This is a genomic window from Paenibacillus sp. FSL K6-1318, from assembly GCF_037976905.1.
Taxonomy (GTDB): domain Bacteria; phylum Bacillota; class Bacilli; order Paenibacillales; family Paenibacillaceae; genus Paenibacillus; species Paenibacillus amylolyticus_A.
The window spans coordinates 3,276,158-3,302,754 of sequence record NZ_CP150270.1; the positions used below are offsets into that span (position 1 = coordinate 3,276,158).

A 26,597-nucleotide genomic window follows, 5' to 3' on the forward strand; every position below is an offset into this window, starting at 1 on the left:
ACGTATGCTCAGCAGAAAGCCATGTGGGGCGTAATCTACGTGCTTCCCTGGCTCATTGGTTTTGTGTTGTTTTTCTTCATCCCGCTGTTAGCCTCTCTGCGATACAGCATGAGTACAATTCAGGCTAACGCGGAAGGCATAGCGATTCAGTTCAACGGTGTTGCCAATTACATTCAGGCGCTGACCGTCAATACAAGCTTTAACCGTGCGTTAATTGAGGCGATCACAGACGTGCTCATCAACGTACCGCTTATCGTTATATTCAGTCTGTTCCTTGCCGTCATCCTGAATCAGAAGTTCAGGGGCCGTGCTGTAGCGCGGTCGATCTTTTTCCTGCCCGTTATTCTGGCATCGGGAGTGATTATGACACTGGAGAGCACCAGCCTGATTGAAGCGGTTAATCAGAGCAGCACAGGTGGAAGCTCACTCGGGACATTTGAACTCGAAAATCTGATGGTTAACGCCGGAGTGAGCGATTGGATCGTTACGTATCTGAGCAGCGCCGTAGATCGGATCTATCAGATCGTCAGTCAATCCGGTGTACAGATTTTGATCTTTTTGGCAGGGATCCAGACGATTTCCCCTCAACTGTATGAGGCTTCGAAGATGGAAGGGGCAACGGGTTATGAAGCCTTTTGGAAAATTACGTTCCCAATGGTCAGCCCGCTGATTTTTGTCAATGCGATCTATACAATCATTGATTCGTTTGCCAATAACGCCATGACGGAACTGATCCGGGATACCGGCTTCGTCAAATTTGACTTTGGATTAAGTTCTGCCATGGCATGGGTCTACTTTCTGGCCATTGCCATCATTCTGGTTATCGTAAACATCATTTTCTCGAAGCGAGTCTTCTATCAAGATTAGAAAGGAGGGTGTCCCACGTGACAACATCACGATTATTATCGCTGGAGCATTGGAAAGGCTGGCTGTGGGCCATGATCCGATTCGTTCTGATTACCGGGCTTTCCTTCGTGATCCTGTTTCCCATATTTCAGAAGGTTTCCACATCCATCAAAGCTAAAGGTGATCTGTATTCGGCAGTGGTGGTGTGGATTCCACAGAACTTCTCCATCGACAATTTCAAAGAGGCGATACGCGTCATGGATTACTGGGCAACGCTGTTTAATACGTTTGCCCTGTCTGCAACGACTACACTGCTGACTACAGCATCCTGTGCACTTGCAGGATACGGATTCGCCAGACTGAAATTCAGGGGAAGCAACTGGCTGTTTGCTGGTGTAATTCTGACGATTCTTGTACCGCCAACGACCATTCTCATTCCGGTATACCTGAATCTGAAAAGCTTTGATCTCATGGGGCTTATGACGCTTATAGCCGGCAAACCTGTTAATTTGCTTAATACCTATTGGCCGTTTATTCTGACGGCGATTACGGCCAATTCACTTAAAGCCGGTTTGTACATCTTTATCTTCCGGCAATTCTTCAGGGGTATTCCGAAGGAAGTGGAGGAGGCGGCCTATGTGGACGGCGCGGGCATCGGACGAACATTTTCAAGAATCATGCTGCCCAATGCCATTCCGTCCATGGTAACAGTCATGCTGTTTTCCTTCGTATGGCAGTGGAACGATAGCTTCTATACGACGACTTATCTGACTTCAAGTAAAGTCATGTCGACCCAGTTATCGTCCCTTCCGTATAATCTGGCCCAGCAGGTTACCGACGGTGCAGCTTCCCAGGCCGATCCGTTCTATCTGAGCATGATCCAGGATACAGGAATTCTTCTTGCCATTCTGCCTTTGATCGTCATCTATTTGTTTGTGCAACGATATTTCGTAGAGAGTGTAGAGCGTACGGGAATCGTCGGTTAAGTTAAGTTCTCCTGTACGTTGGGAGTGGGATCAGACTGGGAAGAGGAAGGAGGAACTCCATGCAACATTCCATCTGTGAAAAGGGGGCATGTAACGCTCTCATGAACGTCTGCTCACAGCAGAACCGCGATCCTTCCCTGCGCAGAATCCCCCTGCTGGTATGGAACGGGCTGCGGGAGCGGGCGCCGACCTGAACGATCTGTTTGATCAGAGATACTCTGACGGAGCTTACCTCGCAATATTGCAAGGCAATATATCAGATCAGGAGGAATTAAAGTGAAGAAGTTCATGACATCTTGTAAACTTGTACTCATTCTCGCTTTATTGATCACAATTGCTCCATGGGGAGGCAGCCGCGCCGAAGCATGGGTGGGCATGCCGATGGGCAAGCTTCACGTAAACGGCAAAAACCTGGTGAACAGCAACAACCAGCCTGTGCTTCTGAACGGTTGGCATCAACCTTCAGGTGCCTACTGGACATATCAGGACAGCAATTATTATCTCAATCTGCACGGCAATAACCGTCATGCAGCTACACTGGCTTATCTGAAAGACATTACCGATACATTTGCGGACACCAGCGCGAAATACGGAAGCAATCATGGCTGGAATATGAATCAGGTACGTCTGTTCATCGATCGTCAGGACATGGGAGATGTGGCTGCTGGTACATATAACTTTGCCGGTGTGCAGACCGTTACGCAAAATGTAATTATTCCGTACATTCAATATGCCAAAACAAAAGGTGTCTATGTTGTCTTGGGACTGGACTTCACATTGAAGGATGATCAGGCAACAACACCTGCCAACCTGCAAAAATTCAACGAAATCTGGGGTTATCTCGCTTCACGCCCGGAGATCAAAAGTGCAGACAACGTTCACTTCGAACTGATCAACGAACCGGTGAAATCCTATGCCAATGGACATTGGGGTGGATACAACGGGGAAAATGACTTTGTGGATCACTGGAATGACTTGCGTAATTTCCAAAATTCCATGATTTCAACAATTCGCAGCAAAGGTGCGGACAACGTCATCTGGGCGGCAGGTCTGGGCTACAACCAATTTTACAGCTTGACGGCAAGCCATCCATTGACTGACCCGCTCAACAACTATGGGTATGCGGTTCACTGGTACCCTGGTTATGGCGCATACGACAACTTCTCCATCCTGCAAGACCAGTGGAATACCAACGTGAAGGCAGCCGCTGACAAATATCCGATTAACATTACCGAGGTAACCTGGTTCAAAAACAAACCTGGCGATTCGGCCTATTGGAACTTGTTTAATGGCAGCAATGAAGGATTCGGCACGAATACCAAAACGATCTTCAACGCATCAGGCAATGTCAGCATTGCAGCTCATATGAACGGATTCATTCTAAGTGAAGGACCACGAAGCTCCTTTGCCGATCCTACGGCAGGCCTGAAGTGGGACGGGGATGCTTCACGGAGTGCCATGGGACGATTCCTGTTCAACTGGTACCATGAACGTGCTCAGACTTACCCGGGCAGTGGACAAGGCGGCGGACCGACAACGGGTCTTGTATCCGGTGCAACTTATAAAATTGTAGCCCGGCATTCCAACAAGGTTGTTGATGTCCCTGGTGGTCAAAACGAAAACAATCTTCAGCTCCAGCAGTGGAGCGATCTGGGCGGTAACCCTCAGAAGTGGGTTCTGACTTCGATCGGAAACGGCAACTATACACTGACAAGTGTGAACTCGCCTGACAAAGTCATCGATATTCGCAACGGTACCCTCACCAATGGGGAAGCGGTTCAACTCATGAGCAATCTGAACACGACCGCTCAGCATTTTAAGGTCAACGATCTTGGTAATGGGTACTGGAGTATCATCAACGTGAACAGTAATAAAGCGATTGAAGTGGCGAACGCTTCCACTTCGGATGGAGCCAAGCTGCAGCAGAACACCTACACGGGTGCTACAAACCAACAATGGAAATTTGTTGCCGTTAGCAACTAATAGCACAACGTTAATCAAAAACCTCCCCAAGTCATTCCATGTCTTGGGGAGGTTTTTTGCGTTTATTTTTGATACTTTGGGATGGATGTCATGCGAAGGTAAAATACAACTATATTTGTGCGCTAACCCGCAGACTGACAATTATTTTCATGCAAGCATTGTACGCTGCAGTATGTAAATGTACCATAAGGAAGAAGTTGTACCTTCACCAGGAAGAAATGCCCGGTGTATCATTGAACAGCTACCTTATCATAGAGAAATGTAAGCGCTTGATAAAAAAGGGAGGGTACATATGCAGCTCCTATGGTCCAAATTCTCACCCGTGTTCCGCCGATTCCTTATTTCGTATCTCATCATCCTGATGATTCCTCAAATTGCGGGATATGCCTCTTACCGAGCTTCCATTGAAGCGGCTCGTTCAAGCTCCATTGAGAACAGTGTGAAGTCGCTGAGTCTTGGCAAAGAGATCATTGAGCGAAATCTTCTTCAAGTCGAAGCCTTTACCAGACAGCTTGCCGTCAATCCCGATTTGCAAAATTTAATTGCTGGCCCAAAGCCGCATGATCTCTACAATGTCTACGGTATGAACCGCATGCAGCGGAGCCTCTCCATGTACAGCAGCACCAATGATTACTTGTCCCATTTCTTCATTCACATTCCAAACTACAATGCCATCATCACACCAAGAACCGTGTATTATCGTCCAGAGCATTATTATGCTGCCAATCAGCTGGACGGTATGTCGTATGAGCAATGGCATGACCGAATTCTCAAACAACCACACTTTAACGAAATCATACCGCTTCGAAACTATAAACGTGAAATACTCGGCACTGTGCTTGCAGACGTTCCCGCCATTACATTTCTGCAATCTCTGCCTTTGAACAGCTTCAACAAACCGCAAGCCACGATTGGTGTCATGATTGATCAGGATCAGATGGCCAGCCTTACTCAAAATATTGTGGATCAATATGGCGGCTGGACTCTCGTCACCGATGCGGAAGGGCAGATCATTTTCTCCCTTGGCATTGAACAGGCCGAAGCCGAGCAAATGGCACAGAGTCATCGGAGAGAAGGTAACGCTGCGGAAACGGAGCTGAACGTGCAGAATGTAGAGCCTGGAAGCGATGGTCGGCTGCTGATATCGATACAGTCCAGTCAAAATGGATGGAATTACATGGCAGGGATTCCGGAGAAAGCACTCATGACAAAAGCGGACCAAATCAAACAAGTCACGCTGGTCTTTACTTTGGCAACCATTGCTTTGGGACTGTTATTCGGGCTGGTTCTGGCCTATCGGAATAGTGCACCCGTCTACAGATTGTTGGCCTCTTTTCGGGAACAAATCACCGATTCCCCAGGCAGACGGGGCAATGAATATGATTTTTTGGCAAGCCATATTAACAATCTGATTGCTAATAATGACTCACTTAAAAATGCCATGAATGAGCAGATTCCGTTATTGAGAGACGGTTTTATCAAACGTTTGTTAACCGGAGAAGTCTATACCTCACTTGAGCTGGAGGTCATCTCTTCTCAGGCGCACATTTCTCTTCATAGCAGCAAGGGCTTGGCAGGTTTAGTGAAGGTAAACGGATATGCCAATCCGGATAGTGAAGAAACTATTCATGAACTGGGTGTCGCAAGGCTGCTCATCAAACAGGTACTTACAGAGTGGAATGCGCAGCTGCTGATCACGGATTGGGGAACAGACCAGATCGCTTTTGCCTGTCCATTGGATGAGAACTCACTGAATGAAGCTATAGGGAGATGTGAAAAAGAGCTGAACACCTTGATGGAAGTGATCTACCGGGAGCATCGGATATCCACAACAATTGGCACAGGTACAGCTTACGAGGTCTGGAATGACGCAGGACGTTCCTTTGACGAAGCCAAACAAGCTCTGGATTATGCCATTCATATGGGAACAGATCATCTGGTGAGATTTGAAGATACGATGAAGGAAAATGAAATGTTCTATTATCCGATTGAGTCTGAACAGCGCCTGCTGAACACGATCAAAGTCGGTGAGCCTGAAGAGGCGATACGCATTCTGGAGCAATTGTTTCTTCGTAATTTAGAGGAGAGAGAACTGTCCTACGAGATGACACAGCAGTTCATCATGGAGCTGAAGGGGACTTTTCTGAAGCTGGACGAACCAAAATTCAAGCTGGATGCTTCCCTGCTGGAGGAATATAAAACTCGGGTGACATCCATTCAGATGACAGAAACGATCACTTCGCTGCGTGAAAAATTCAAACAGTTAACAGAAGACATCTGCGTTGATTTTCAGAGAAGAAGAGCAGGAGCACATGCGGATACTGTAAACGAAATGATTTGTTTTATCCAACATAATTATGGGGATGCAAACTTGACGATTTATCGGATTGCGGAGCACATGAGCAAGTCCGAGAAGTTTATATCTCAACTGTTCAAAGAACATACGGGAGAGAATCTTTCCGATTATGTAGAACGGGTACGCATTGATGCTGCCTCGAACTTGTTACAGTCTACCGGTCAGACCATTGACGAGATTGCGGAGGCCACCGGGTATAACAGTGCACATTCATTCCGCCGAGCTTTCAAGCGGGTACGTGGCATTTCTCCGAGTGTGTTTCGGAAAATGGACGTTCATAGCAGTTAATGTAGGCTGTTTCTCGGGAACTATATTCGCTTTTTGTACTTTCTCAGCGCAACTGTACCTTTACGCATCCCCAGCGCAATCTTATGATTACCCAAAAAGTAAGCGCTACCAAATTAAGCTGAAGTTCAGCACGATTGGGAGCCAAGAATGGGGGGATGATTCTGAGAACAACAATGACCAGAGAATCAAAGTCTGTGGAGACACCAAGTAAACCGTCTGTTTTGAAGCAAGCATTATTCAGAAGCTGGAGGCGACATTGGCAGCTATACCTGCTGATCCTGCCACCGATTGCTTACTTTATTATTTTTAAGTATGTACCCATGGTGAATGCGGTATTGGCATTTAAAGACTACAACGTCATCAAGGGGATCTGGGGCAGTCCGTGGGCCGGAACCAAGTATTTCGAATTACTTTTTAAAAATCCGGCGTTTGTCATGCTGATCAAGAACACACTCTACATTTCGTTTTACAGTCTGATCGTTGGTTTCCCGATTCCTATATTACTGGCGCTCGCGCTGAATGAAATCAAAAACATACGATTCAAAAAAACGGTGCAAATGGTGACGTATGCTCCATATTTCATCTCTACTGTTGTTATGGTCTCCATTATTATGCTTTTTCTGTCTCCGAGGCTGGGTATTGTGAACACGATTGCAGGCGTCCTTGGTTTCGAAGCGGTGAATTTTCTCGGTGAGCCCGGACTGTTTCGATCCATCTACGTATTTTCCGATGTGTGGCAGGGAATGGGTTACTCCGCTGTGATATATCTGGCTGCTCTTGCAGGCGTTGATCCATCCCTGTATGAAGCCGCCAAAGTGGACGGAGCCAACCGAATACAGAAAATCATCAATGTTGATCTGCCTGGACTACTTCCGGCAGCCGTCATCATTCTGATCCTGAGTGTAGGGAATATCATGGCTGTTGGGTTCGAGAAAATATATTTGCTGCAAAATCCGCTCAACCTGTCTGCTTCGGAGATCATCTCCACGTACGTCTATAAAATAGGATTGCTGAATGCCAATTACAGCTTCGCTACGGCGGTTGGCCTGTTCAACTCGGTGATTAACCTGATTCTGCTATTAATCGTAAACACGGTCGCCAAGCGACTGTCCAATACAAGCTTATGGTGACGGGAGCGAAAGGAGGAGAACCAACCCATGCCTAACACACAGACAAATGCAGGTCGTTCGCGGATCAAGAGCAGCAGTACGATTCGTGAATCCTGGGGAGACCGCGTATTTATAACGGTTGTTTACTTCATGCTGACGGTGGTGCTGATTGCCGTGCTGTATCCCTTGATATATATTGTGAGTTCTTCGCTTAGCAGCCCTGCTGCCGTCTCCTCGGGAAAAGTTTGGTTGTGGCCCATTGACCTGACGTTCGACGGTTACAAATCTGTATTGCGGAATGATCAAGTCCTTACCGGGTATGCCAATTCCCTTTTCTATACAGCCTGCGGCACCTTCATCAGCGTGGCACTAACCATTATGATTGCTTATCCATTATCCAAAAAAACGTTTGTTGGTCGCAGCTCGTTAATGATGTTTATTACCTTCACCATGCTGTTCTCGGGCGGTTTGATTCCTACCTATCTGGTGGTCAAAACCATGGGACTGATTGATACCCGCTGGGCGTTGCTGATTCCAAATGCCGTTTGGGTATGGCAAGTCATCATTGCCCGTACCTTTTTTCAGAATTCGATACCGGAAGAATTGTCCGAAGCAGCAGACATCGATGGCTGCAGTGATATCCGGTTTATCTTCAGTATTATCCTCCCACTCGCCAAACCGATTATCGCCGTATTGTCACTAATGTACGCTGTTGGTCAGTGGAATGCATACTTTGACGCCCTCATTTACCTGAAATCACAGTCGCTCTATCCGCTACAGCTGATATTGCGCAGCATTCTTATTCTGAACAGCAGTACGGGGAACATGGATGCATCGGAAATGATCAAACAGCAGCAAATGGCTGAACTCATGAAGTACTCGTTAATCGTGATGGCCAGCTTGCCGGTGTTAATCATTTATCCTTTTGTTCAACGGTATTTCGTGCAAGGCATGTTGATTGGCTCAGTCAAAGGATAGGTTCATTTTTTTCTATTATTCATGAGGGAGAGGATTGTATTGAAAAAAGCGGGATTCATCATTCTTGCTTGTATGCTGTTTACCTCGTTGGTACTTGCCGGATGTTCAAGTTCTGATAAGGGGAACGGGGAAGGCAGCGATCCATCAGGCAAGACAGCCATTAATGTGTTTGCTCACCAGGGTTCAGATACCAACCTGTCCACTAACAAATTCACGAAGAAAATGGAAGAGAAGTTTGATATTCAGTTCAACTGGACTACGGTTCCATTCGACGGTGCAGCGGAGAAAAGACAGATTTCACTGGCTTCCGGTGATTATCCGGACTTGTATCTGCTTATCCCTTGGGTAGATCGGTTCTCCCAGACAGACTTGTTGAAGTTTGGTCAGCAGGGGGTTATTTTGCCGCTGAATGATCTGATTGAGGAGTATGCTCCCAATATTAAAAAAGTGCTTGAAAGCAATGACTATTATCGGGCCATGAACACTGCTCCCGACGGAAATATCTATGGTCTGACAGGTCTGAATGAATGTTTTCACTGTTCATACCCGAACAAGATGTGGGTCAATACCAAATGGATGGAACAACTGGGCCTGACCGAACCCACGACGACAGAAGAATTTAAGGAAATGCTTCGGGCATTTAAAACGAAAGACCCGAACGGGAACGGCAAAGCCGACGAAGTACCGCTAAGCGGTTCGACTGAAAATTTCGGTGTGCACATTATTCCGTACTTGATGAACGGTTTTATCTATGACGACGATCGGAATTATCTCATTGTCAATCAGGGGAAAGTGGAGACCGTAGTGAACAAACCGGAGTGGAAAGAAGGGCTTGCCTATATTAAATCCCTGTACGATGAAGGGTTGATTGATCCAGGGGCATTTACCCAAAACGTTGGGGCCTTCAAAAAAATTGGAGATAACGCTGATGCACAGCTTCTCGGTGCGGGAGCAGCGATGCATCCATCATTATTCGTAACCACTGCCGAAGGTTCTCCTTACGGGAATGATTACAATCCGATCCCTCCATTGAAGGGACCCAATGCTGCTTATGCTACGTACAACTATCCTATTGATCCCGGAGCGTCCTTTGTACTGACAAACAAAGCCAGTGAGGAAACGCAGATCGCGGCCATAAAGCTGCTGGATTATTTCTATACCCAGGAAGGAACCATGGCATCATATCTGGGAGAAGAGGGCGTAAGCTGGCGCAAACCACAAGAAGGAGAAGTGGCACTCAATGATCAGATTGAGCCGCTATATAAAGCCATTCCGCTTCCTTCTGGTGAAGAACCTCGTAATGACAGTTGGGCTGCATTGAGTCAGTACAATCATCATCGGGCATATCGGGACGCCGAAGTACAGGGTACAGACATCTATGCCAATGATGGTTATGAGCGACGTCTCTATGAGGCGACATTGTTAATGGAGGGCAAGGAACCGAAAGAGGTTTTCCCTCATTGGGCATTGTGGGTAGATCCGTCCCTTGCTGATGAAGCCAGCATGATGCAGACCAATCTCAAGGATTACATTGATCAGAACGCCCTGCAATTTATTACAGGTGCCAAAAGTCTGGATAAGGATTGGGATGAATATGTGAAAGGGCTGGAGGGACTGAACATTAATCGCTATCTGGAGATTATGCAGTCTTCCTATGATACTTCTTCTGTTTCCAAATAATTAAAGTATCTGAATCATATCCAGTCAGAGCGGAAAAGTTAATGCCTGTATTTGCACAAACAAACGTTACCGGTTCGCAGTCAGTACTTGCGAGCCGGTAACGTTTGTTTATTTGTATAGATTAAATCGTAATATCATTGCATCCTTCTTAAAATTCTGTGGTTGAACCTGTCCTGCAAGCCCATTATTCACAGGACAGGTTCAACGGCTCGTGCAAATTCCCTTGGTTTAGTAAATACGATATCGGCCGCTCAGTGCGAGCATGCTGAAAAAATACAGGCAATTGTCGTAATAACGTCGCTCTCCCTGACGCAGAGGTGTGTTCCAGAACTCACGAACGAATGTTTCAGTATGTGGACCGTCCGCAGCAAGTGAAGCCATGGCATTGGTAGCCAGCAAACCTACAGGATGCAGTGAAGGTTCGTCGAAAGGTTCACCTTCTATTGTATAACGACGATAATCGGACATTTCAATATCACTGAAGAAGGATTGAATCCGGTTGGATTGTTCGATCTGCCAGTGATCCTTGCGGAACCATTCCCAGTCCAGCGCAATATTTGCAGCAGTACGATATGCATCACTGTAAAAATGCCTGAAATCCCCATGTGGCTGTATTGGAGCCGGAGATCCGTCATAGTTCGCGTATTCAGGTGAAAGTCCGGTTACGGGATGGCAAGCTGTATGCAGGTAAGCCCGACTAGCGGCCGCCGCTTCATTCCAAAAAGCCTGATCTTCTTCATCCGCATATTTCGCGAATAGTTCATAAAAATGAGGCAGATGGTAGGAGGGATCGCTAAACGGTGTTTCTGGAATGAATTTGATCAGTTTTGTTTCCGGGTCCCACATCGGATCCCCCTCGCCGTCTTCGCCCTGATGTATACAGGCACGAAGGATCTTGCGGGCTTGTGCCTTGTAATCATAAGGTTCAGCGCCATCACCCCAACGATTGGAGGCAAAAAAAAGCGCCATGGCAAAGAACTCTTCACCGTCCGGCGCCGGTCCTTGCGACAAGCGTGTTCCGTCAGGCTTGCAATGCCAAGCGAAGTAATCTTTGTATCGACCCTCGGTATGCTGCATAAACGTGTGGGAGAAATTCCAGAGTCGGTCAAATTCTTCTTTTTTGCCCATTTGCACAGCCATCATCATGCCATAAGACATACCTTCAGAACGAACATCGAGATTACCGGTATCCAGCAAATATCCTTTGTCCTCACCCATGGAATAATATATTCGAGTATTCTCATCGCCATAAAACAGCTCGTTCCATGTGTTTTCCAATCTGGTGGTAATTTCATTCTCATCATAGCCTAATTCGAGAAACAGATTCGTATATGTACTCGTATCGAAAGCACCCTGACCCGTGATATTCATGGATATTCTCCTTCGTTAATGTGGTTTTTCAAAATTATAACATGGAAACAGTATACAAATTAAAGCGTTTACATGAAAAATTATAGGTGTTCGAATCGGTGTGTTATTCTAGTCAACTTGAAATGATATAGTGGTTAAAATCCTATACTTTGCCAGGTTGTTGTAAAATTATGTAAGCGCTACACTTTGGGAGAAGGATCACACCTGAACTAATCATAACGCAAGCTGTGATCCTTCACATGTTGTTCGAGGATGATCAAAATCTAGCGGAAAGGAGGTGACGGCGAGTTATGCTTCAGGATTCAGAAGATACCGGTGGGAACACGGAATTCACTGCACCGCGCGATCCAGTGGGCGTGAAAGAGTCTACAGTCAAGCCTCATATTGACTTTGGATCACATGGATATCGCGATATGATTGGCCGATCTCTTCTGAACAAAGGGAATAATGTCAGATTAAAACGAGCCATTGAGAAGGCAAAAAACGGGGAGCCAGTTGTGATGGCTTTCATTGGAGGTTCCATTACCCAAGGTGCTGGTTCGGCACCGATTCATCTCCAAAGTTACGCTTATCGGTCGTATGAGTCGTTCAAGTTTATGTTTGCGCTTTCAAAAGAGAGTCCTGTACATCTAATTAAAGCAGGTGTGGGTGGTACACCTTCAGAACTGGGGATTGTACGCTATGACCGAGATGTGCTACGGGAAGGTACCGTTCAGCCGGATGTTGTGGTTATCGAATTCGCAGTCAATGACGCAGACGATGAAACCCAAGGCAATTGTTACGAGAGTCTGGTGCTCAAAGCACTTGCTGCCGATAACAAGCCAGCGGTCATCTTATTATTCAGTGTATTCGAGAATGACTGGAATCTGCAGGATCGTCTCGCTCCGGTGGGCTGGCACTATGACCTGCCAATGGTAAGTGTAAAGGACGCTGTCGTAGATCAGTTCCACAAGACAAAAGGTGAGGGCAACGTTATTTCCAAAAAGCAATTTTTCCATGATATATATCATCCAACTAACTTGGGGCATCGTATCATGGCCGATAGTTTGGAATACTTGTTCGACGTGACGAATCGCTCTGAGTGGGACGAGCAAGATCATGATATTGAAAAAGCGCCGCTAATTGGAAATGACTTTGTGCATGTAAAGTTGTTGGATCGGAAAAACGGCAACAATATCGCCCGAATCGATGCAGGTTCTTTTGATAAAACGGACGCTGATCTGCAGATGGCTGAGATGGATGCTCATGACTATGGTACACCCCAATTCCCCAACAACTGGATGCGAACGGGAGAAGGAAACGATGCCCAGCGCAGCTTTAAGATAAGTTTGCGGTGCAAACGCCTTATTCTGGTCTTCAAGGACTCTGGTCACGACGAATTTGGAAGCGCACAGATCAGGATAGATGGGAAAATCGTCAAACAAGTCGATCCACGTCAGGTGAACTGGACCCATTGTCATGCCACACTCCTGCTTAATGAAGAGCACACGGGGGATCACTCCATCGAGATCAAAATGGCAGAAGGCCATGCACATAAATGCTTCACCATTTTGGGCTTTGGCTATGTGGATTAACTGAGGGTGAATGGTCACTCATAGTGAAATGTTCGGAGAGAAAGGAGAATGACATTGATATCATCAGCACCAGCGGGATATGACCAATATCGGGAGAAAATACCGCGTGGAGTAATGGAAATTATAGACTATCCTTCAACATCGGTGGGAAATTCGCGTAAAGCAATGGTGTACACCCCACCACAATACTCTTCCACCAATGCGTATCCTGTACTCTATCTATTGCATGGTATTGGTGGAGACGAAGCCGAATGGCATAATCATGGATCTCCGCAAATTATTCTGGATAATCTGTGCAGCGATAACTTGCTTGAGCCGATGATTGTCGTCTTCCCTAACGGTCGTGCCATGGTTAATGACCGGGCTGAAGGAGACCTGTTTGATCCTGAGAAAATCCAGGCATTTGAAAGATTTGAATCCGATCTGCTTCATGATTTGATACCTTACATCGAGTCCAACTATCCTGCGCACACAAGCCGGGACAAAAGGGCGATTGCCGGTTTATCTATGGGCGGAGGTCAATCCTTGAATATCGGATTAGGCAATCTTGACCATTTCGCCTGGGTCGGTGCTTTTTCCGCAGCTCCAAATACCAGAACACCAGAGATACTTGTCCCCGAACCATCGGAAGCCACGTCACTTCTCTCGTTGTTATGGCTCTCTTGCGGTGATCAGGACAATCTCATCAACATCAGTCTCGGAGTTCATCAGTATCTGACCCAACACGGAGTGCCTCACATTTGGCATGAGGAAAGTGGAGGACATGACTGGCCCGTGTGGAAGAACGATCTGTATCTGTTCTCGCAACGTCTTTTCAAGTAAATCGGCTGGGGAATCTCATATCGGTTGGCGTTTCACCCAAATCTATTAAAATATCAGGAGGTATCATCCTATGTTCAAATTCAGCAAAAAATTAATGACTGTTGTTCTTGCAGCTTCCATGAGTTTTGGCGTCTTTGCAGCAACATCCAGCGCTGCAACAGATTATTGGCAAAATTGGACAGATGGCGGAGGAACGGTCAACGCCGTGAATGGATCGGGCGGAAATTACAGCGTGAATTGGCAGAATGTAGGTAACTTTGTGGTCGGGAAAGGGTGGACATCTGGCACGCCGAATCGGGTAGTCAATTACAATGCAGGTGTATTCTCTCCATCGGGTAACGGATACCTGACCTTCTATGGATGGACCAGAAACGCTCTAATTGAATACTACGTGGTGGATAGCTGGGGAACGTATCGTCCAACCGGAACGTACAAGGGCTCTATGACTAGTGATGGCGGCACATACGACATCTATACAACGATGAGATACAATGCACCTTCCATTGATGGTACGCAGACCTTCCCTCAGTATTGGAGTGTTAGACAGTCCAAGAGACCGATCGGAGTCAACTCTACCATTACGTTCAGCAATCATGTGAATGCTTGGGCGAGCAAAGGGATGAACCTTGGAAATAGTTGGTCCTATCAGGTGATGGCGACGGAGGGTTATCAGAGCAGCGGAAGCGCTAACGTGACTGTTTGGTAAAAATGACGATGTGATGCAGATGAACGTCTGCATTTGTATTTGGAATTAATGTATTCCGGAAGCGTTGAGGACCGCTATTCACCAGACTAACGGCCCTCGACGTTCCTGGATACAAGTTTAGCAAAGGAGGATAGTTGAATGAGAAAGCTGGTATGGTTAACTTTAATCGCCATGGTTATTAGTCTAAGTGCCTGTTCAGCGAGTAATTCTAAATTAAATGATGATATGGTATTCGTCGAAGGAGGAGCGTTCAAGAGCAGTAAGTCAAGTCAAATTGAACGAAATGAAATGATGGGTTCCTTCTATATTGGCAAATACGAAGTGACGCAACGAGAATGGATGGAGGTCATGGGGGAAAACCCGTCTGGCTTCAAGGGAGACGACCTGCCCGTTGAGATGGTGAGCTGGTATGACGCCGTGGAATACTGTAATCAAAAGAGCATCAAAGAGAACCTGAAACCTTATTACAATATAGACAAAGACAACCAGGACACGAATAATCACAATGAAAACGACAATATAAAATGGACTGTAACGATTAATGAGGATGCTAACGGCTACCGTTTACCAACAGAAGCAGAATGGGAGTACGCTGCAAGCGGAGGTCAAAAGAGCTTAGATTACACCTACAGTGGAAGTAATAATCCCGATGAAGTGGCTTGGTACTGGAAAAATGCTGGTGACCACGTATTGACTGGTGACTGGAGCTGGCCCGCTATTGAGAGCAATCGTAATCAAACCCAAAAGGTCGGAACCCAGAAGCCTAATGAGTTAGGAATCTATGATATGTCTGGAAACGTGAGAGAATGGTGCTGGGACTGGTACAGTGATTCAGAGAGTGCAGATCATTCCTGGCGAGTAGTAAAAGGCGGTGGTTGGATTGGCGGCGTCAATAACAATGAAATCTCATTCCGAGGTAAATTTGATGCGAATGGTTATGGTCCTGATCAAGGATTTCGAATCGTGCGTGGAGAATAACCTCCTTTTCCGAAAGAGGCAAGCGCACAGTTCAACCTATACTTTATCGGGTGAAAACCTATAATTTCTCAGGTTGTTGTGTGCAATTGTAAGCGTTACACTTGAATTGCATATGATGAACGTTGGGTTCTTCGAGTTGGGCGAGCAGACAACAATCCTGCTGTTGTTCTGCTGTTTAGTGTGTTCACGAACGACGGGAATCTACTATTCCATATAAACGAGTTTCATGTAACTGATCACGGAGGAATGGCAGGTGAGGTAATGTATAAGGTTATCGTCGCGGATGATGAACCGTTTATGCTAGAAGGATGGAGAACCATGATCGACTGGCAAGCTTGTGGGTATGAACTCTGTGGAACAGCAACGGATGGAGAAGAAGCACTTTCTTTATTCAATGCTGTTGAACCGGATCTTGTGGTCACTGATATTCAAATGCCTGTTATGGATGGTCTGGGTTTGATCCATACCTTGCGAGAGGATCTCGCCTACACTTCGAAAATTGTTATTGTTACAGGATACTCCGACTTTAATTATGCCAAACAAGCGATACGGTATCAGGTTGATCAATATGTGCTTAAACCTCTTGTCCCTGAGGAGATTCATCAAATTCTTATGGAAATGATTGAGCCTCTGGACAAACGGAGAGAAGAACTCCAACAGCAGGATGGAGTCATGTTTACAGATGATGCTCATGTAGATCATCTTGATGAACGACGCATAAGCGAAGAATATGATTTAGAGCAAATGATGAATATCGCTAAAGACATATTGACATTAATTGAAGCGGGAGACACAGATCCGCTCGATACTGCCGTGAGTAAATTGCTGCTGATGACTGAGAACGCAGAGGTTTCATTGGAATGGATACACCATGTCATCCGATATATCCATGGCGATCTGCTACGAAAATATGGCAAAAGGGAGGTTTGCAGAGAAATATTATGCGAGAAGGAATGGCATGAGACTGCAAGTTGGTCTTCCGGCACATTGCAAGAGCTCTGTGTTCGGATATCTGAGCAACTATCCCAGTCTGATCTGAAAAAGTCGGGTACAGGGGGCCTTGTTGCGGAAGCAGTCCATGAACTGAAGCAACACTACCGAAGTAAAATTAAATTGCAAGATGTGGCTAATCGTATTCACGTTAATTCTGCCTATCTGGGCCAGCAATTCAAGCGGGAGATGGGAGTCAGTTTCAGCGACTATGTGCACCAGCTTCGAGTTGAGGAGGCACGCAAACTTCTGCGACGTACCAACATGAAAATTACTGACATAGCATTCAAGCTTGGATATCATGATGCCGAGTATTTTACTCAAAAATTCAGAGCGCATACAGGGGAGCTTCCATCCGTCTATAAAAACAAAAACCAAGGGTGATCACATGCGCCATAAATTCTGGATGTTCCGTAACGTTAATGATATTCCTCTCCGATCCAAATTTCTGCTTATTTATGTACTTAGCATTCTCCTTCCGGTAATAACGATTAATATCTTCTTTTATCAGCGAACCTCTGCAGACATCAAGATTCGAGAACAGGAAAATCTGCGCAAATCCATCGACAGGGCTGCGGGGGAACTGCTGGGCATGATTGATGAGAGCGTAGCTCTGAGCCGAATCATCGCAGCAGACGATTCACTCTATGAGCTACTTGATCGAACGTATCTTTCCCCTGTGGATTATTACAACGAGTACCATGCATTTCTGAGAGATAAATTAACACGTTATATGTCGGCCAATATTTTGGAGGTGCGCATCTTTACCGAGAACGATACTATTCAGACCGGCAGCCATTATATCGTGATGAATGACAAGAATATACTTCCCGGATTAAAACAGCTGAAATCCACCAGCGGCGGCATTCTGGTCGTGGACTATATTGAACCATCCGGGTTTAACGCCGGAAGAAGGATCAGTGTGATTGGCAAAATGGATACCTATACCTCGTATGCGAATTATGCAAAGTATTCCAAGATTGATCTGGAAGTTAGCCGGATATATAGCATTTTAAATCGTGAATCAGACAGTCTTCAGCTGCGTCTGGTGGACAGCAACAATCGTACTGTCGTTACAAGTGGGGAATTCAGCGAAACCGATTTATCCAACTCGAATAACGATTCAATACTCAAGGAATCTGGCAATTCTGCTTACACGCTCGAAAAATCATTGGGGAATCTAGCCTACCTAAAAGGTTGGAAATTGATTGGAGTTGCCGATACGCGTCACCTTGACCACCTTTTGCAAGAAGCCTTTAAATCAATTCTGGGGTTGCTTGCATTAAGTATCGTGGTCCCCTCTGTATTGATCTACATTATTTTGCGTTCCTACCACTATCGGATTCGCAAGCTATCCAGACATATGGAGAAAGTTCGCAACGAACGATTCGATCTGATTGAAATTCACGAAGGCCGCGACGAAATCGGCGGGCTTATTCGTACATTTAACATCATGATTGGTAAAATTCATACGCTGATTAATGACGTATATAAACTGGAAATCCGTCAAAAAGATTTGGAGCTGGATCAAGTGAGGACCGAATTGTCCATGCTTCAGAGTCAGATGAATCCCCATTTTTTATTTAACACATTGAATGCCTTGCTGGTCGTTAGTACGAAGAATGGATATACCGAAGTCATTGAGATTATTAAAAGTCTGTCCAAGCTGATGAGACAGCTGCTCAGTCATTCTGACAATCTGATTCCTTTGCAAGAAGAGCTTCAATTTACGAATCTGTACCTCCAGATTGAGAAGTTTCGCTTCGGAGAATTGTTTGATTACACCTTCGAAGTTGATCCTGATGCAGCTTCCTTGCTCATTCCGCGCATGAGTATTCAACCTCTCGTCGAAAATGCATGCAAACACGGATTGCAAGCGCGCAAAAATGGAAGACAGATCAAGGTGACGGCGAGACAAAACGCTTCTGAGTTGGTTATTCAGGTGATCGATAATGGGATCGGTATGGATGCGGTGAGACTAAGTGAGCTCCTGAGAGATATTCGTTCTGAAAGACCCAGAAATGGCGAGCATGTAGGACTACGAAATGTATATCGCAGATTGGAACTCTTTTATGAAGGGAATGCGATCTTTGATCTAAGTAGTGTGCCTGGAAAGGAGACTATCGCGGGTTACCGTATACCGATCTGCAAGCTGGAACAGAGGAAATAGGAGGTAAACTCTCATGTATAAAGTGCTGTTAGTAGACGATGAACCGTACGCCCTTGAAGGATTACAGCTTCTGATCAACTGGGAGAAGTATGGTTTTGAAATCAGAGGTGTATGTGCCAATGGGGAGGAAGCCATTCGGATGATGCAACAAGACCAACCTGATCTCGTGGTGACGGATATTCGTATGCCTGTCATGAATGGGCTGGAGCTGGTCGAAGAAGCCCGACGTTTGGAACATGAATCCGTGCTGTTTGTCATCACGAGCGGATACAGTGACTTTAATTATGCCAGACAAGCTATCCGATTAGGTGTCTCTAACTATTTAACCAAGCCGGTTGACAGTACAGAAGCAGAGGAGATGCTGGAACGACTCCGTTTGCAGTTGCAGGAACGTGAAAAGCAGGAACGTCTTCGGGAACATGCAAAGATGCAAAAGATCAAAGCATATTTGTCCACACTGATCCGAGATAAACAGAATATATCGGAGCAGGAGATCTCAGAGATCGTTCCTTATGTAAATAAGTCCCATTGGACCTACCTGCGGATTACTTTTCAGGGAGATATTCAGGAGGCCTGTTCAGTGGCTGAACAAACGGCTGGAGGATCAACCTGTTGTTATGTGGTAGACAAAACAAGAGACTCATTAGGACTTGTATGGGGGGAGGATGTTCCTAGCAGAAGCGGGGCATCTGAAGCAATTAAAGCTTTTACACATCGCTTATTGAACAACATGCAAAATAATGGCTGTGAAGATATTCATATCGCTGTCGGATTAATGACCACCAATCTGGAACATTTGTCTGCATCCTTCCACTCTGCACAGGAAGTTGGACGTTATTTGTTTTTTAATCAAGAGCGTCTTTTGTTTGCCGAAGATATCGAGCTGGAGAAATGGCAGTTTGATCCGGAAACCATGTCAGAGGTTGATCGTATTACCGATCTGCTGGAGAACGGATCTGTAGATGAACTCTTAAGTTCCATTCGTGATGTCTTTGAAATCTTTCTGCAGATGAAGGCTGCGCCAGAGATTGTACATATTTTTTCCACACACATTATGTTCCGTGGACACTCCCTATGTAAAGAATTGGGGGGAGATCCTAATGCTCTGATGAACGAATCGACGAGCCGAATTCTGGAGAAGAGTCATCGAAATATAGAAGAGGTTGCTGGCAATCTGGAACACTTCTGTTTGCAGTGCAAATCGGAACTGGCTATTCTGCGTGAGAGGCAAGTCGGGGGCATTCAGGCTAAGGTGGCTGAATATGTGCAGACCTATTACAGGGAAACCTTCACGATCCAGGAGCTCGCAGAACGTTTCTACGTGAACCCCGTCCATTTAGGCCAATCCTTCCTGCGCAAGTACGGCAAGGGTGTCATAGAGGTGGTGCATGACCTGCGAATGGAAGAAGCGAAGCGTCTTCTTCAGGAGACGAATCAGACATCAAGCGCGATTGCAGAACAGGTAGGGTATCGCAGTTACCAGCATTTTCTCAGACATTTCGAGAAACGAACAGCGATGAAACCTTTGGAATACAGGCAAAAGTTTGCGACCTGATTCGCCAAAGAAAAGAACCGCTCTTGAATAAGACCTGCAATTACAGGGGGGAGGAGCTTAAATGTATATATTTTGTAACCGCATACATTTATTCATACTAAAAACAGTAAGACATACCACTTCCAAGGAGGGCAAGTACATGGGGGGACTGAAGAAAAAGAAGCTTTGGGGTTCCGTATCACTCGTTCTGGCTTTAAGTTTGGCACTGGCAGGATGCAGTGGTGACAATGAGAAAGCGACTACACCGGATGGTAAAGAGGTATTGAACATCTCGGCCTTTATCGGAACGCCGAATCAGGCACCAGCTAAAGATAACCGAATCTACAAGAAGATCCAGGATGAACTCGGCGTCAATCTTGAGATGGAGTTTCTGGTAGGTGATCTTCAACAGAAGCTCGGCGTTATGATCGCCGGTGGCGATTTCCCTGACTTGATCACAGCAGACACCAAATTGGTCTCAGCCGGCGCGGTCATTCCGCTGGAAGATCTGATCGAGGAGCACGCACCCAATCTGAAGAAGCATTTCGGTAAAGACTGGAACCGGATGAAAGACTCCAGTGACGGACATATTTACTGGTTGCCTAACTATGGCGTGTATACAGGGGAGTTCATTAGTAACTATTATTCTGGCCCTGCATTCTGGATTCAGAAGTCCGTACTGAAGGATGCCGGGTACCCGACGCCTAAAACGTTGGATGAATTCACACAGTTGATCCGTGATTACGCAGCCAAGAATCCAACCATTGATGGTCAACCGACAATTGGTTTTACTACACTGGCCTCTGACTGGCGGACGTTCCCATTGCTTAATCCACCAGAGCATCTTACGGGTCATCCCAATGATGGCGGTGTGGTCGTAGATGAGAATGGAGTGGCGAGTGTATTTGCCGACAAGGACATCTCCAAACGTTACTATAAGGAACTGAACACATTGTATAATGATGGATTGCTGGATAAAGAAGCCTTTGTTCAGAACTACGATCAATATTTGGCTAAAATCTCATCGGGACGTGTGCTTGGCATGTTCGACCAGCACTGGAATTTCCAATCCGGTGAAGACCCACTCGTAGCTCAAGGCAAGATTGGCCAGACCTACGTAGGTTTCCCGCTAGTCTATGATACAAGTATTACAGACCATTATCTGGATCGCCCAGTTATCAACTTGAACAATGGTTTTGGTATCAGTAAAGATGCTGAAGATCCTGTCGCACTCATCAAATTCCTCGATAAGCTTATGGATGAGAAGTACCAGAAGCTCCTGTCATGGGGTGAAGAGGGTGTAGATTATCAGGTAAATGAAGAGGGAAGATTCTATCGTACACCAGAACAACGGAAAGAGCAGGACGATCCGGCATGGAGACTGGTTAACAAAGCAGAAGGTTTCTATGCTGCGGCACCGAAGCTTGAAGGAACATTTGAAGATGGTAATGCGATTGGAGCGATTAACCAACCTGAGGAATTCTATGACAACCTCAAACCGGAAGATAAAGAACTTCTGGACGCATACGGCTTCAAAACATGGAGTGACTTCTTCTCTCCTGCACCAGAGAATCCGGTGTACTATCCAGCATGGCAGGTCGATCTGAAAGAAGGCTCTGATGCTGCGGTAGCGAACAAGCAGATGACAGACACTTCCTTAAAATTCTTGCCTAAGGCGATCATGTCAAAACCGGATGAGTTTGATAACATTTGGACCGAATATGTAGACGCTTACAAGAAAATTAATGTGAAATCCTATGAAGACCGAATTAATGAACAACTGAAATGGAGAATCGAGAACTGGTCTGTTAAATAAAAAATACGGCAATGATTGCCTCGGAAGGTATCAACCAGAGGATTACTCAGGCGAGTGCCTTCCGGGACGATCATGCATAATGTCGTTGCAAGCCAATAGGAGGAGTGAAGATGGCGAACACGCCTGGAGCCATACCGGAGCAAACTACCCGTACAACCGTTGCCAAAACACCAATACTAAAACGGTTGCGCGGACAAAGACAACTGATGTTCATGTCATTGCCCATCGTTGCGTACATTCTCGTATTCTCGTATTATCCCATTTGGGGTTGGGTTATGGCCTTTCAGAATTATAGTCCTGCCAAAAGCTTCTCCCAGCAGGAATGGGTCGGCCTTAAGCACTTCAAGTTTTTGCTAACAGACGATGCATTTCTAAACGTGCTTCGTAATACCATTGCGATGAGCGTAATCAATATGGTACTCGGATTTGCGACAGCGATTATATTTGCCATTTTACTTAATGAGATCAAACATAAGTTCTATAAACGAACCATTCAAACGATATCGTATTTGCCTCACTTTCTCTCATGGATCATCGTGACAGGCATCGTGGCAAGTTCCCTGTCTGTAGACGGCGGGATTGTCAATGTGGTGCTCATGAAGCTGAACATCATTCAAGAACCGATCATGTGGCTTAGTGTTCCCGAGTACTTCTGGGGCATTGTAGGCGCATCTCATGTGTGGAAAGAAGTAGGCTGGAATGCCATTATCTATTTGGCGGCCATCACGTCTATCGATCCCTCGCTCTATGAAGCGGCAGAGATTGATGGTGCGAACCGATATAAGAAAATGCTGTATGTGACCTTACCCGGAATCAAATCCATTGTTATCATCTTGCTGATCATGAATATGGGCTGGATTTTGGAAGCTGGATTCGAAGTTCAGTATCTGTTGGGTAATGGTGTAGTTGTGGACTGGTCACAGACGATAGATATATTTGTCCTGAAATACGGACTACAGATCGGGAATTATTCTTTGGCTACCGCGGCAGGTATCTTCAAGACGGTGGTTAGTATTACGCTGATCTTTGCGGCGAATTCTATTTCCAAACGACTCGGGGAAGACCGATTAATATAAGGGGGACTAGAGATGGGAATCAATAAATCTCGGCTTGAACCGATTGTCTTCCATACGTTAAACGGTATACTGATGATCGCAATCGCGATTGTTACCCTATATCCGTTTGTGAATACACTCGCCGTATCGTTCAATGCCGGTAATGACACCATCCGGGGTGGGATATATCTGTGGCCTCGGGTATGGACAGATCAAAACTACAGAGCTGTATTTGCAGGAGGGACCATCTTCAGCGCCTTTGGCATCTCGGTTGCGAGAACGGTGCTCGGAACAGTCTTGAGTCTGTTTCTGACCTCCATGCTAGCTTACACATTAAGCCGAAAAGATTATATATTACGGAAACCAATCACCATTTTCGTTGTACTTACGATGTATTTCAGTGCAGGACTTATTCCAACGTACTTCCTGATGAAAGATTTGCATTTGTTAAACAACTTCCTGGTGTACATTATTCCTGGACTGATTAGTGCCTTCAATATGATTGTTATTCGGACCTACATCCAGACACTACCCGAGGGACTGATCGAATCAGCCAAAATTGATGGTGCTGGAGATTTCAGAACATTCATATCCATTATTCTACCGCTGTGCCAACCGGTTCTGGCTACGGTTGCACTGTTCATTGCAGTCGGTCAATGGAACTCGTGGTTCGATACGTTTCTGTATGCGTCTTCCAAGCAAAACCTGAGCACTCTGCAATATGAGTTGATGAAATTACTGTCTTCTTCCATGAACTCCAACAGCAGTGCAGCCGTTGCCAATGGTGCAGATCTCGGCGCTGCGCGTAACATGGTTACTCCTGTATCTATCCGGGCAGCGATTACGATTGTAGCCGCATTGCCGATCTTGGTTGTCTATCCATTTTTGCAAAAGTATTTTGTTCATGGCTTGCAGCTTGGTGGGGTAAAAGAGTAAACTTAGTTGCAGTTGCAGATAACCGATCAAAAACGGTCACGATGGTGACCGTTTTTTTATGTTTTTCAAGTGGCATGCCATGCCATTTCAATTGTACACGAATCTAATCTATTCAATAATGTTGTTGACAATTAAATTAAAGTTACTATAATTTATATTTACTTGATTCACGAGTCAGTCTCTCAAGAACTGTGAACAGCGCCTGACAATCCCGAACTCTTACCATTTTATTGAGGAGATTGAAGAGAAAATGAAAGTATTAATTGTGGAAGACTCCATATTCGTACAGAAATTGCTTCGAAAGCTGATTGTTGATCATATTCCAGAATGCGAGATTCAGATTGCTAGCAATGGAGAGCAAGGATATAACCTATTTCAGGAGTTCCGACCTGATTTTATAACAACCGACCTGCTGATGCCTGGCTTGAACGGACAAGAAATGCTGCGAATGATCCGGGAAACGGATAGCGAAGTCAAGATTATTATTCTATCTGCAGACATTCAGAAGACGACTCGGGATGAAGTAGAGAATCTGGGGATCTCCGGATTTTTAAATAAACCGTTAACCGCGGAAAAGGCAAATACTTTGATTCAACTGATTCAGGCGGCCTATCATGCTGAATGATTTACAGAAAGATCTGCTTACTGAACTTGTGAACGTTTACGTGGGACAAGCGGCTAATATGTTGTCAGAGATTGTAGACAAACGTATCGTTTTGAATATTCCGGAAGTGGAGCTGATCTCCATATCGGATGTTGATCCTGGAGATCGAAGATACAACATTTTCTTCAGTGAAGGTCACCTGTTCAGGTCGTCTTTGCAGTTTGGCTACGAATTTCAGGGGAAAGCATTTCTGATGTTTCCTGTTGAGCAGGCTAAAGTGTTGGCCAATATCTGCCTTGGAGAACTGGGAGAGACCGTTATTCCTGCTGATCCGAGCTTGATGGATACGGATCTGGACGTGCTAAAAGAAGTTAGCAACGTCCTGCTTAACGCCATTATTGGCGAATTCGGAAATTTCCTGGAGATCAAACTGGAATATGTACTGCCTGATATTGAGCTGATCTATGTCACCAATTCCGACCAACAAATACTGTTGCAGAATGAAGTATATGTGCTGGTGTTGCACACATCGTTTTTACTTGCCGATACCGATGTGACAGGTATTATTGTTATAGCGCTGAGTATGAACTCCATATCGAGTCTGTTGGCCAAAATGGACGCTTTACTGGAGGAAGACCATGGATAATCTCATTTCACAAGCTTTGAACAAAGCCAATATGGGCATTATGATAGTCGACAGGCATCTGAAAATTGTTGTGTGGAATGGTTGGTTGGAACGCCTTACTGGCAAGAGTAGGGAAGAAGTCATTGGTCTGAATCTGCTTGAAGTTTGTCCACGCTTTAAATCCAATGTTTACCTGAATATTTTGCAAAATGCACTGTATCATGGTCAGAGCAGGTTTTGCTCAAGCGCCTTACATAAAGCGTTTATTCTCCCTAGTGAAGGCGAGGATGAACATTTAATCAGGCAAAATATGCATGTTGAACCGCTCTATCAGGAAGATCGTTGTTATGCCCTAATTCAGATTACTGACATGACAAACATGAATACCCGGGTATATAAACTTAAAAACCTGATTAAGGAACTGGAGACGGAGTACACCAAAATCAAAATCTCCGAGAAGATCAGTAAGCATATGTCCCTGCATGATCCACTTACAGGGCTGCCTAATCGTCTTGCTTATAATGACCGCCTTGCATGGGCCATCAGCAATGCCCAAAGAAATGATAGCAAACTTGCTGTCATGTTTGTGGATGCTGACGGATTCAAGCAAGTCAATGATACGTATGGGCATGATGTTGGTGATCAAGTGTTGCTGGAAATGGCCAAGCGATTAAGCGAAACGATTCCAACGACAGACACTGTGGCACGGCTCGGCGGGGATGAATTCATCATATTAAGCCACCTGAAGGATGATCACGACGCTGAAATCATCGCCAAACAATTGGAAGCAGCATTCAGCACCCATTTTAAAATTGCCGGAAATTATATTAATATATCGATCAGTATTGGCATAAGCCTATTTCCGAAGCATGGACAGGAACCTTCCGAACTTTTGAGACATGCGGATCGAGCCATGTACAAGATTAAGAAGAACGGAAAGAACGGATACGGAATCTTTGAACCTGAAAGTGATGAACAAACATAAATATGTCATTTCTTAAAGTTGCTGCATAGCAACTTTATTTGTCTATACAATTAACATTAGAAAAAATACGTTTTCTCCTAAACTGAAAAGCGCCTGGTCCTTTGTATTTTCAAGGACAGGTGTTTTTTTGTATACAATTCCTGTTCAACAAAAAAAATCTAAGGAGAAGTATGAGTTTTGATCATAATATAAGATTTTTGTAATC

Annotated in this window: 21 protein-coding genes; 20 read left to right on the forward strand and 1 reads right to left on the reverse strand. The window is 45.3% G+C overall.

The features are described from left to right. The first annotated feature begins 21 nt into the window (after positions 1–21). The 7 genes from NYE45_RS14500 to NYE45_RS14530 all read left to right on the forward strand — a co-directional run bounded on the left by NYE45_RS14500 (position 22) and on the right by NYE45_RS14530 (position 10,226). Positions 22–867: a sugar ABC transporter permease gene (locus NYE45_RS14500; protein ID WP_082219083.1), complete on the forward strand. Its 846-nt coding sequence runs from the start codon at positions 22–24 to the stop codon at positions 865–867. A gap of 17 nt (positions 868–884) precedes the next feature. After that, positions 885–1,832 carry a carbohydrate ABC transporter permease gene (locus tag NYE45_RS14505; protein ID WP_105598719.1) on the forward strand — a complete coding sequence of 316 codons (948 nt, stop codon included), beginning with the start codon at positions 885–887 and terminating at the stop codon, positions 1,830–1,832. Positions 1,833–2,108: 276 nt separating this feature from the next. After that, complete coding sequence (locus NYE45_RS14510) at positions 2,109–3,815, forward strand: RICIN domain-containing protein (protein WP_340017195.1); 1,707 nt, start codon at positions 2,109–2,111, stop codon at positions 3,813–3,815. Positions 3,816–4,107: 292 nt separating this feature from the next. Beyond that, positions 4,108–6,459 carry a helix-turn-helix domain-containing protein gene (locus NYE45_RS14515; protein WP_340017196.1) on the forward strand — a complete coding sequence of 784 codons (2,352 nt, stop codon included), beginning with the start codon at positions 4,108–4,110 and terminating at the stop codon, positions 6,457–6,459. Between the two features lie 275 nt (positions 6,460–6,734). Beyond that, positions 6,735–7,589, forward strand: a complete 855-nt coding sequence (locus tag NYE45_RS14520; protein WP_340017372.1) for an ABC transporter permease subunit — start codon at positions 6,735–6,737, stop codon at positions 7,587–7,589. 27 nt (positions 7,590–7,616) lie between these two features. Further along, positions 7,617–8,546, forward strand: a complete 930-nt coding sequence (locus NYE45_RS14525; protein ID WP_091030502.1) for a carbohydrate ABC transporter permease — start codon at positions 7,617–7,619, stop codon at positions 8,544–8,546. Positions 8,547–8,585: 39 nt separating this feature from the next. Further along, complete coding sequence (locus NYE45_RS14530; protein ID WP_340017197.1) at positions 8,586–10,226, forward strand: ABC transporter substrate-binding protein; 1,641 nt, start codon at positions 8,586–8,588, stop codon at positions 10,224–10,226. Positions 10,227–10,454: 228 nt separating this feature from the next. Here NYE45_RS14530 and NYE45_RS14535 read toward each other — a convergent pair whose 3' ends face one another. Beyond that, complete coding sequence (locus tag NYE45_RS14535) at positions 10,455–11,597, reverse strand: glycosyl hydrolase family 8 (protein WP_340017198.1); 1,143 nt, start codon at positions 11,595–11,597, stop codon at positions 10,455–10,457. 290 nt (positions 11,598–11,887) lie between these two features. Between NYE45_RS14535 and NYE45_RS14540 the strand changes: the two genes are divergently transcribed. From NYE45_RS14540 to NYE45_RS14600, 13 genes are all read left to right on the forward strand, one after another. Then, positions 11,888–13,171 carry an SGNH/GDSL hydrolase family protein gene (locus NYE45_RS14540; protein ID WP_340017199.1) on the forward strand — a complete coding sequence of 428 codons (1,284 nt, stop codon included), beginning with the start codon at positions 11,888–11,890 and terminating at the stop codon, positions 13,169–13,171. 48 nt (positions 13,172–13,219) lie between these two features. Then, on the forward strand, positions 13,220–13,993 hold the full coding sequence (locus tag NYE45_RS14545) for an alpha/beta hydrolase-fold protein (RefSeq protein ID WP_340017201.1): 774 nt from the start codon (positions 13,220–13,222) through the stop codon (positions 13,991–13,993). Positions 13,994–14,063: 70 nt separating this feature from the next. After that, complete coding sequence (locus NYE45_RS14550) at positions 14,064–14,699, forward strand: glycoside hydrolase family 11 protein (protein ID WP_062834426.1); 636 nt, start codon at positions 14,064–14,066, stop codon at positions 14,697–14,699. A gap of 138 nt (positions 14,700–14,837) precedes the next feature. Beyond that, positions 14,838–15,677: an SUMF1/EgtB/PvdO family nonheme iron enzyme gene (locus NYE45_RS14555; RefSeq protein ID WP_340017202.1), complete on the forward strand. Its 840-nt coding sequence runs from the start codon at positions 14,838–14,840 to the stop codon at positions 15,675–15,677. A gap of 261 nt (positions 15,678–15,938) precedes the next feature. Next, a complete protein-coding gene (locus tag NYE45_RS14560; RefSeq protein ID WP_340017203.1) occupies positions 15,939–17,051 on the forward strand; it encodes a helix-turn-helix domain-containing protein in 1,113 nt (370 codons plus the stop codon). 4 nt (positions 17,052–17,055) lie between these two features. Next, positions 17,056–18,837 carry a sensor histidine kinase gene (locus NYE45_RS14565; protein ID WP_340017204.1) on the forward strand — a complete coding sequence of 594 codons (1,782 nt, stop codon included), beginning with the start codon at positions 17,056–17,058 and terminating at the stop codon, positions 18,835–18,837. A 13-nt stretch (positions 18,838–18,850) separates the two neighbouring features. After that, positions 18,851–20,392, forward strand: a complete 1,542-nt coding sequence (locus NYE45_RS14570; protein WP_340017205.1) for a response regulator — start codon at positions 18,851–18,853, stop codon at positions 20,390–20,392. A gap of 139 nt (positions 20,393–20,531) precedes the next feature. After that, entirely contained in the window at positions 20,532–22,187 is a 1,656-nt protein-coding gene (locus NYE45_RS14575; RefSeq protein WP_340017206.1) for an ABC transporter substrate-binding protein, read from the forward strand. Positions 22,188–22,297: 110 nt separating this feature from the next. Continuing rightward, positions 22,298–23,263, forward strand: coding sequence for an ABC transporter permease subunit (locus NYE45_RS14580; protein ID WP_340017207.1), 966 nt, complete (start codon positions 22,298–22,300; stop codon positions 23,261–23,263). A 12-nt stretch (positions 23,264–23,275) separates the two neighbouring features. Beyond that, the gene (locus NYE45_RS14585) at positions 23,276–24,178 is read left to right on the forward strand and encodes a carbohydrate ABC transporter permease (protein ID WP_062834432.1); all 903 of its coding nucleotides are present in this window, start codon (positions 23,276–23,278) and stop codon (positions 24,176–24,178) included. 250 nt (positions 24,179–24,428) lie between these two features. Beyond that, positions 24,429–24,803: a response regulator gene (locus NYE45_RS14590; protein ID WP_340017208.1), complete on the forward strand. Its 375-nt coding sequence runs from the start codon at positions 24,429–24,431 to the stop codon at positions 24,801–24,803. Beyond that, positions 24,793–25,428 (forward strand): chemotaxis protein CheC, encoded by a 636-nt coding sequence (locus NYE45_RS14595; RefSeq protein WP_340017209.1) that lies wholly within the window; start codon positions 24,793–24,795, stop codon positions 25,426–25,428. The genes NYE45_RS14590 and NYE45_RS14595 overlap by 11 nt, the downstream gene beginning before the upstream one ends. Continuing rightward, positions 25,421–26,392: a sensor domain-containing diguanylate cyclase gene (locus tag NYE45_RS14600; RefSeq protein ID WP_340017210.1), complete on the forward strand. Its 972-nt coding sequence runs from the start codon at positions 25,421–25,423 to the stop codon at positions 26,390–26,392. The genes NYE45_RS14595 and NYE45_RS14600 overlap by 8 nt, the downstream gene beginning before the upstream one ends. The last annotated feature ends 205 nt before the right edge of the window (positions 26,393–26,597 follow it).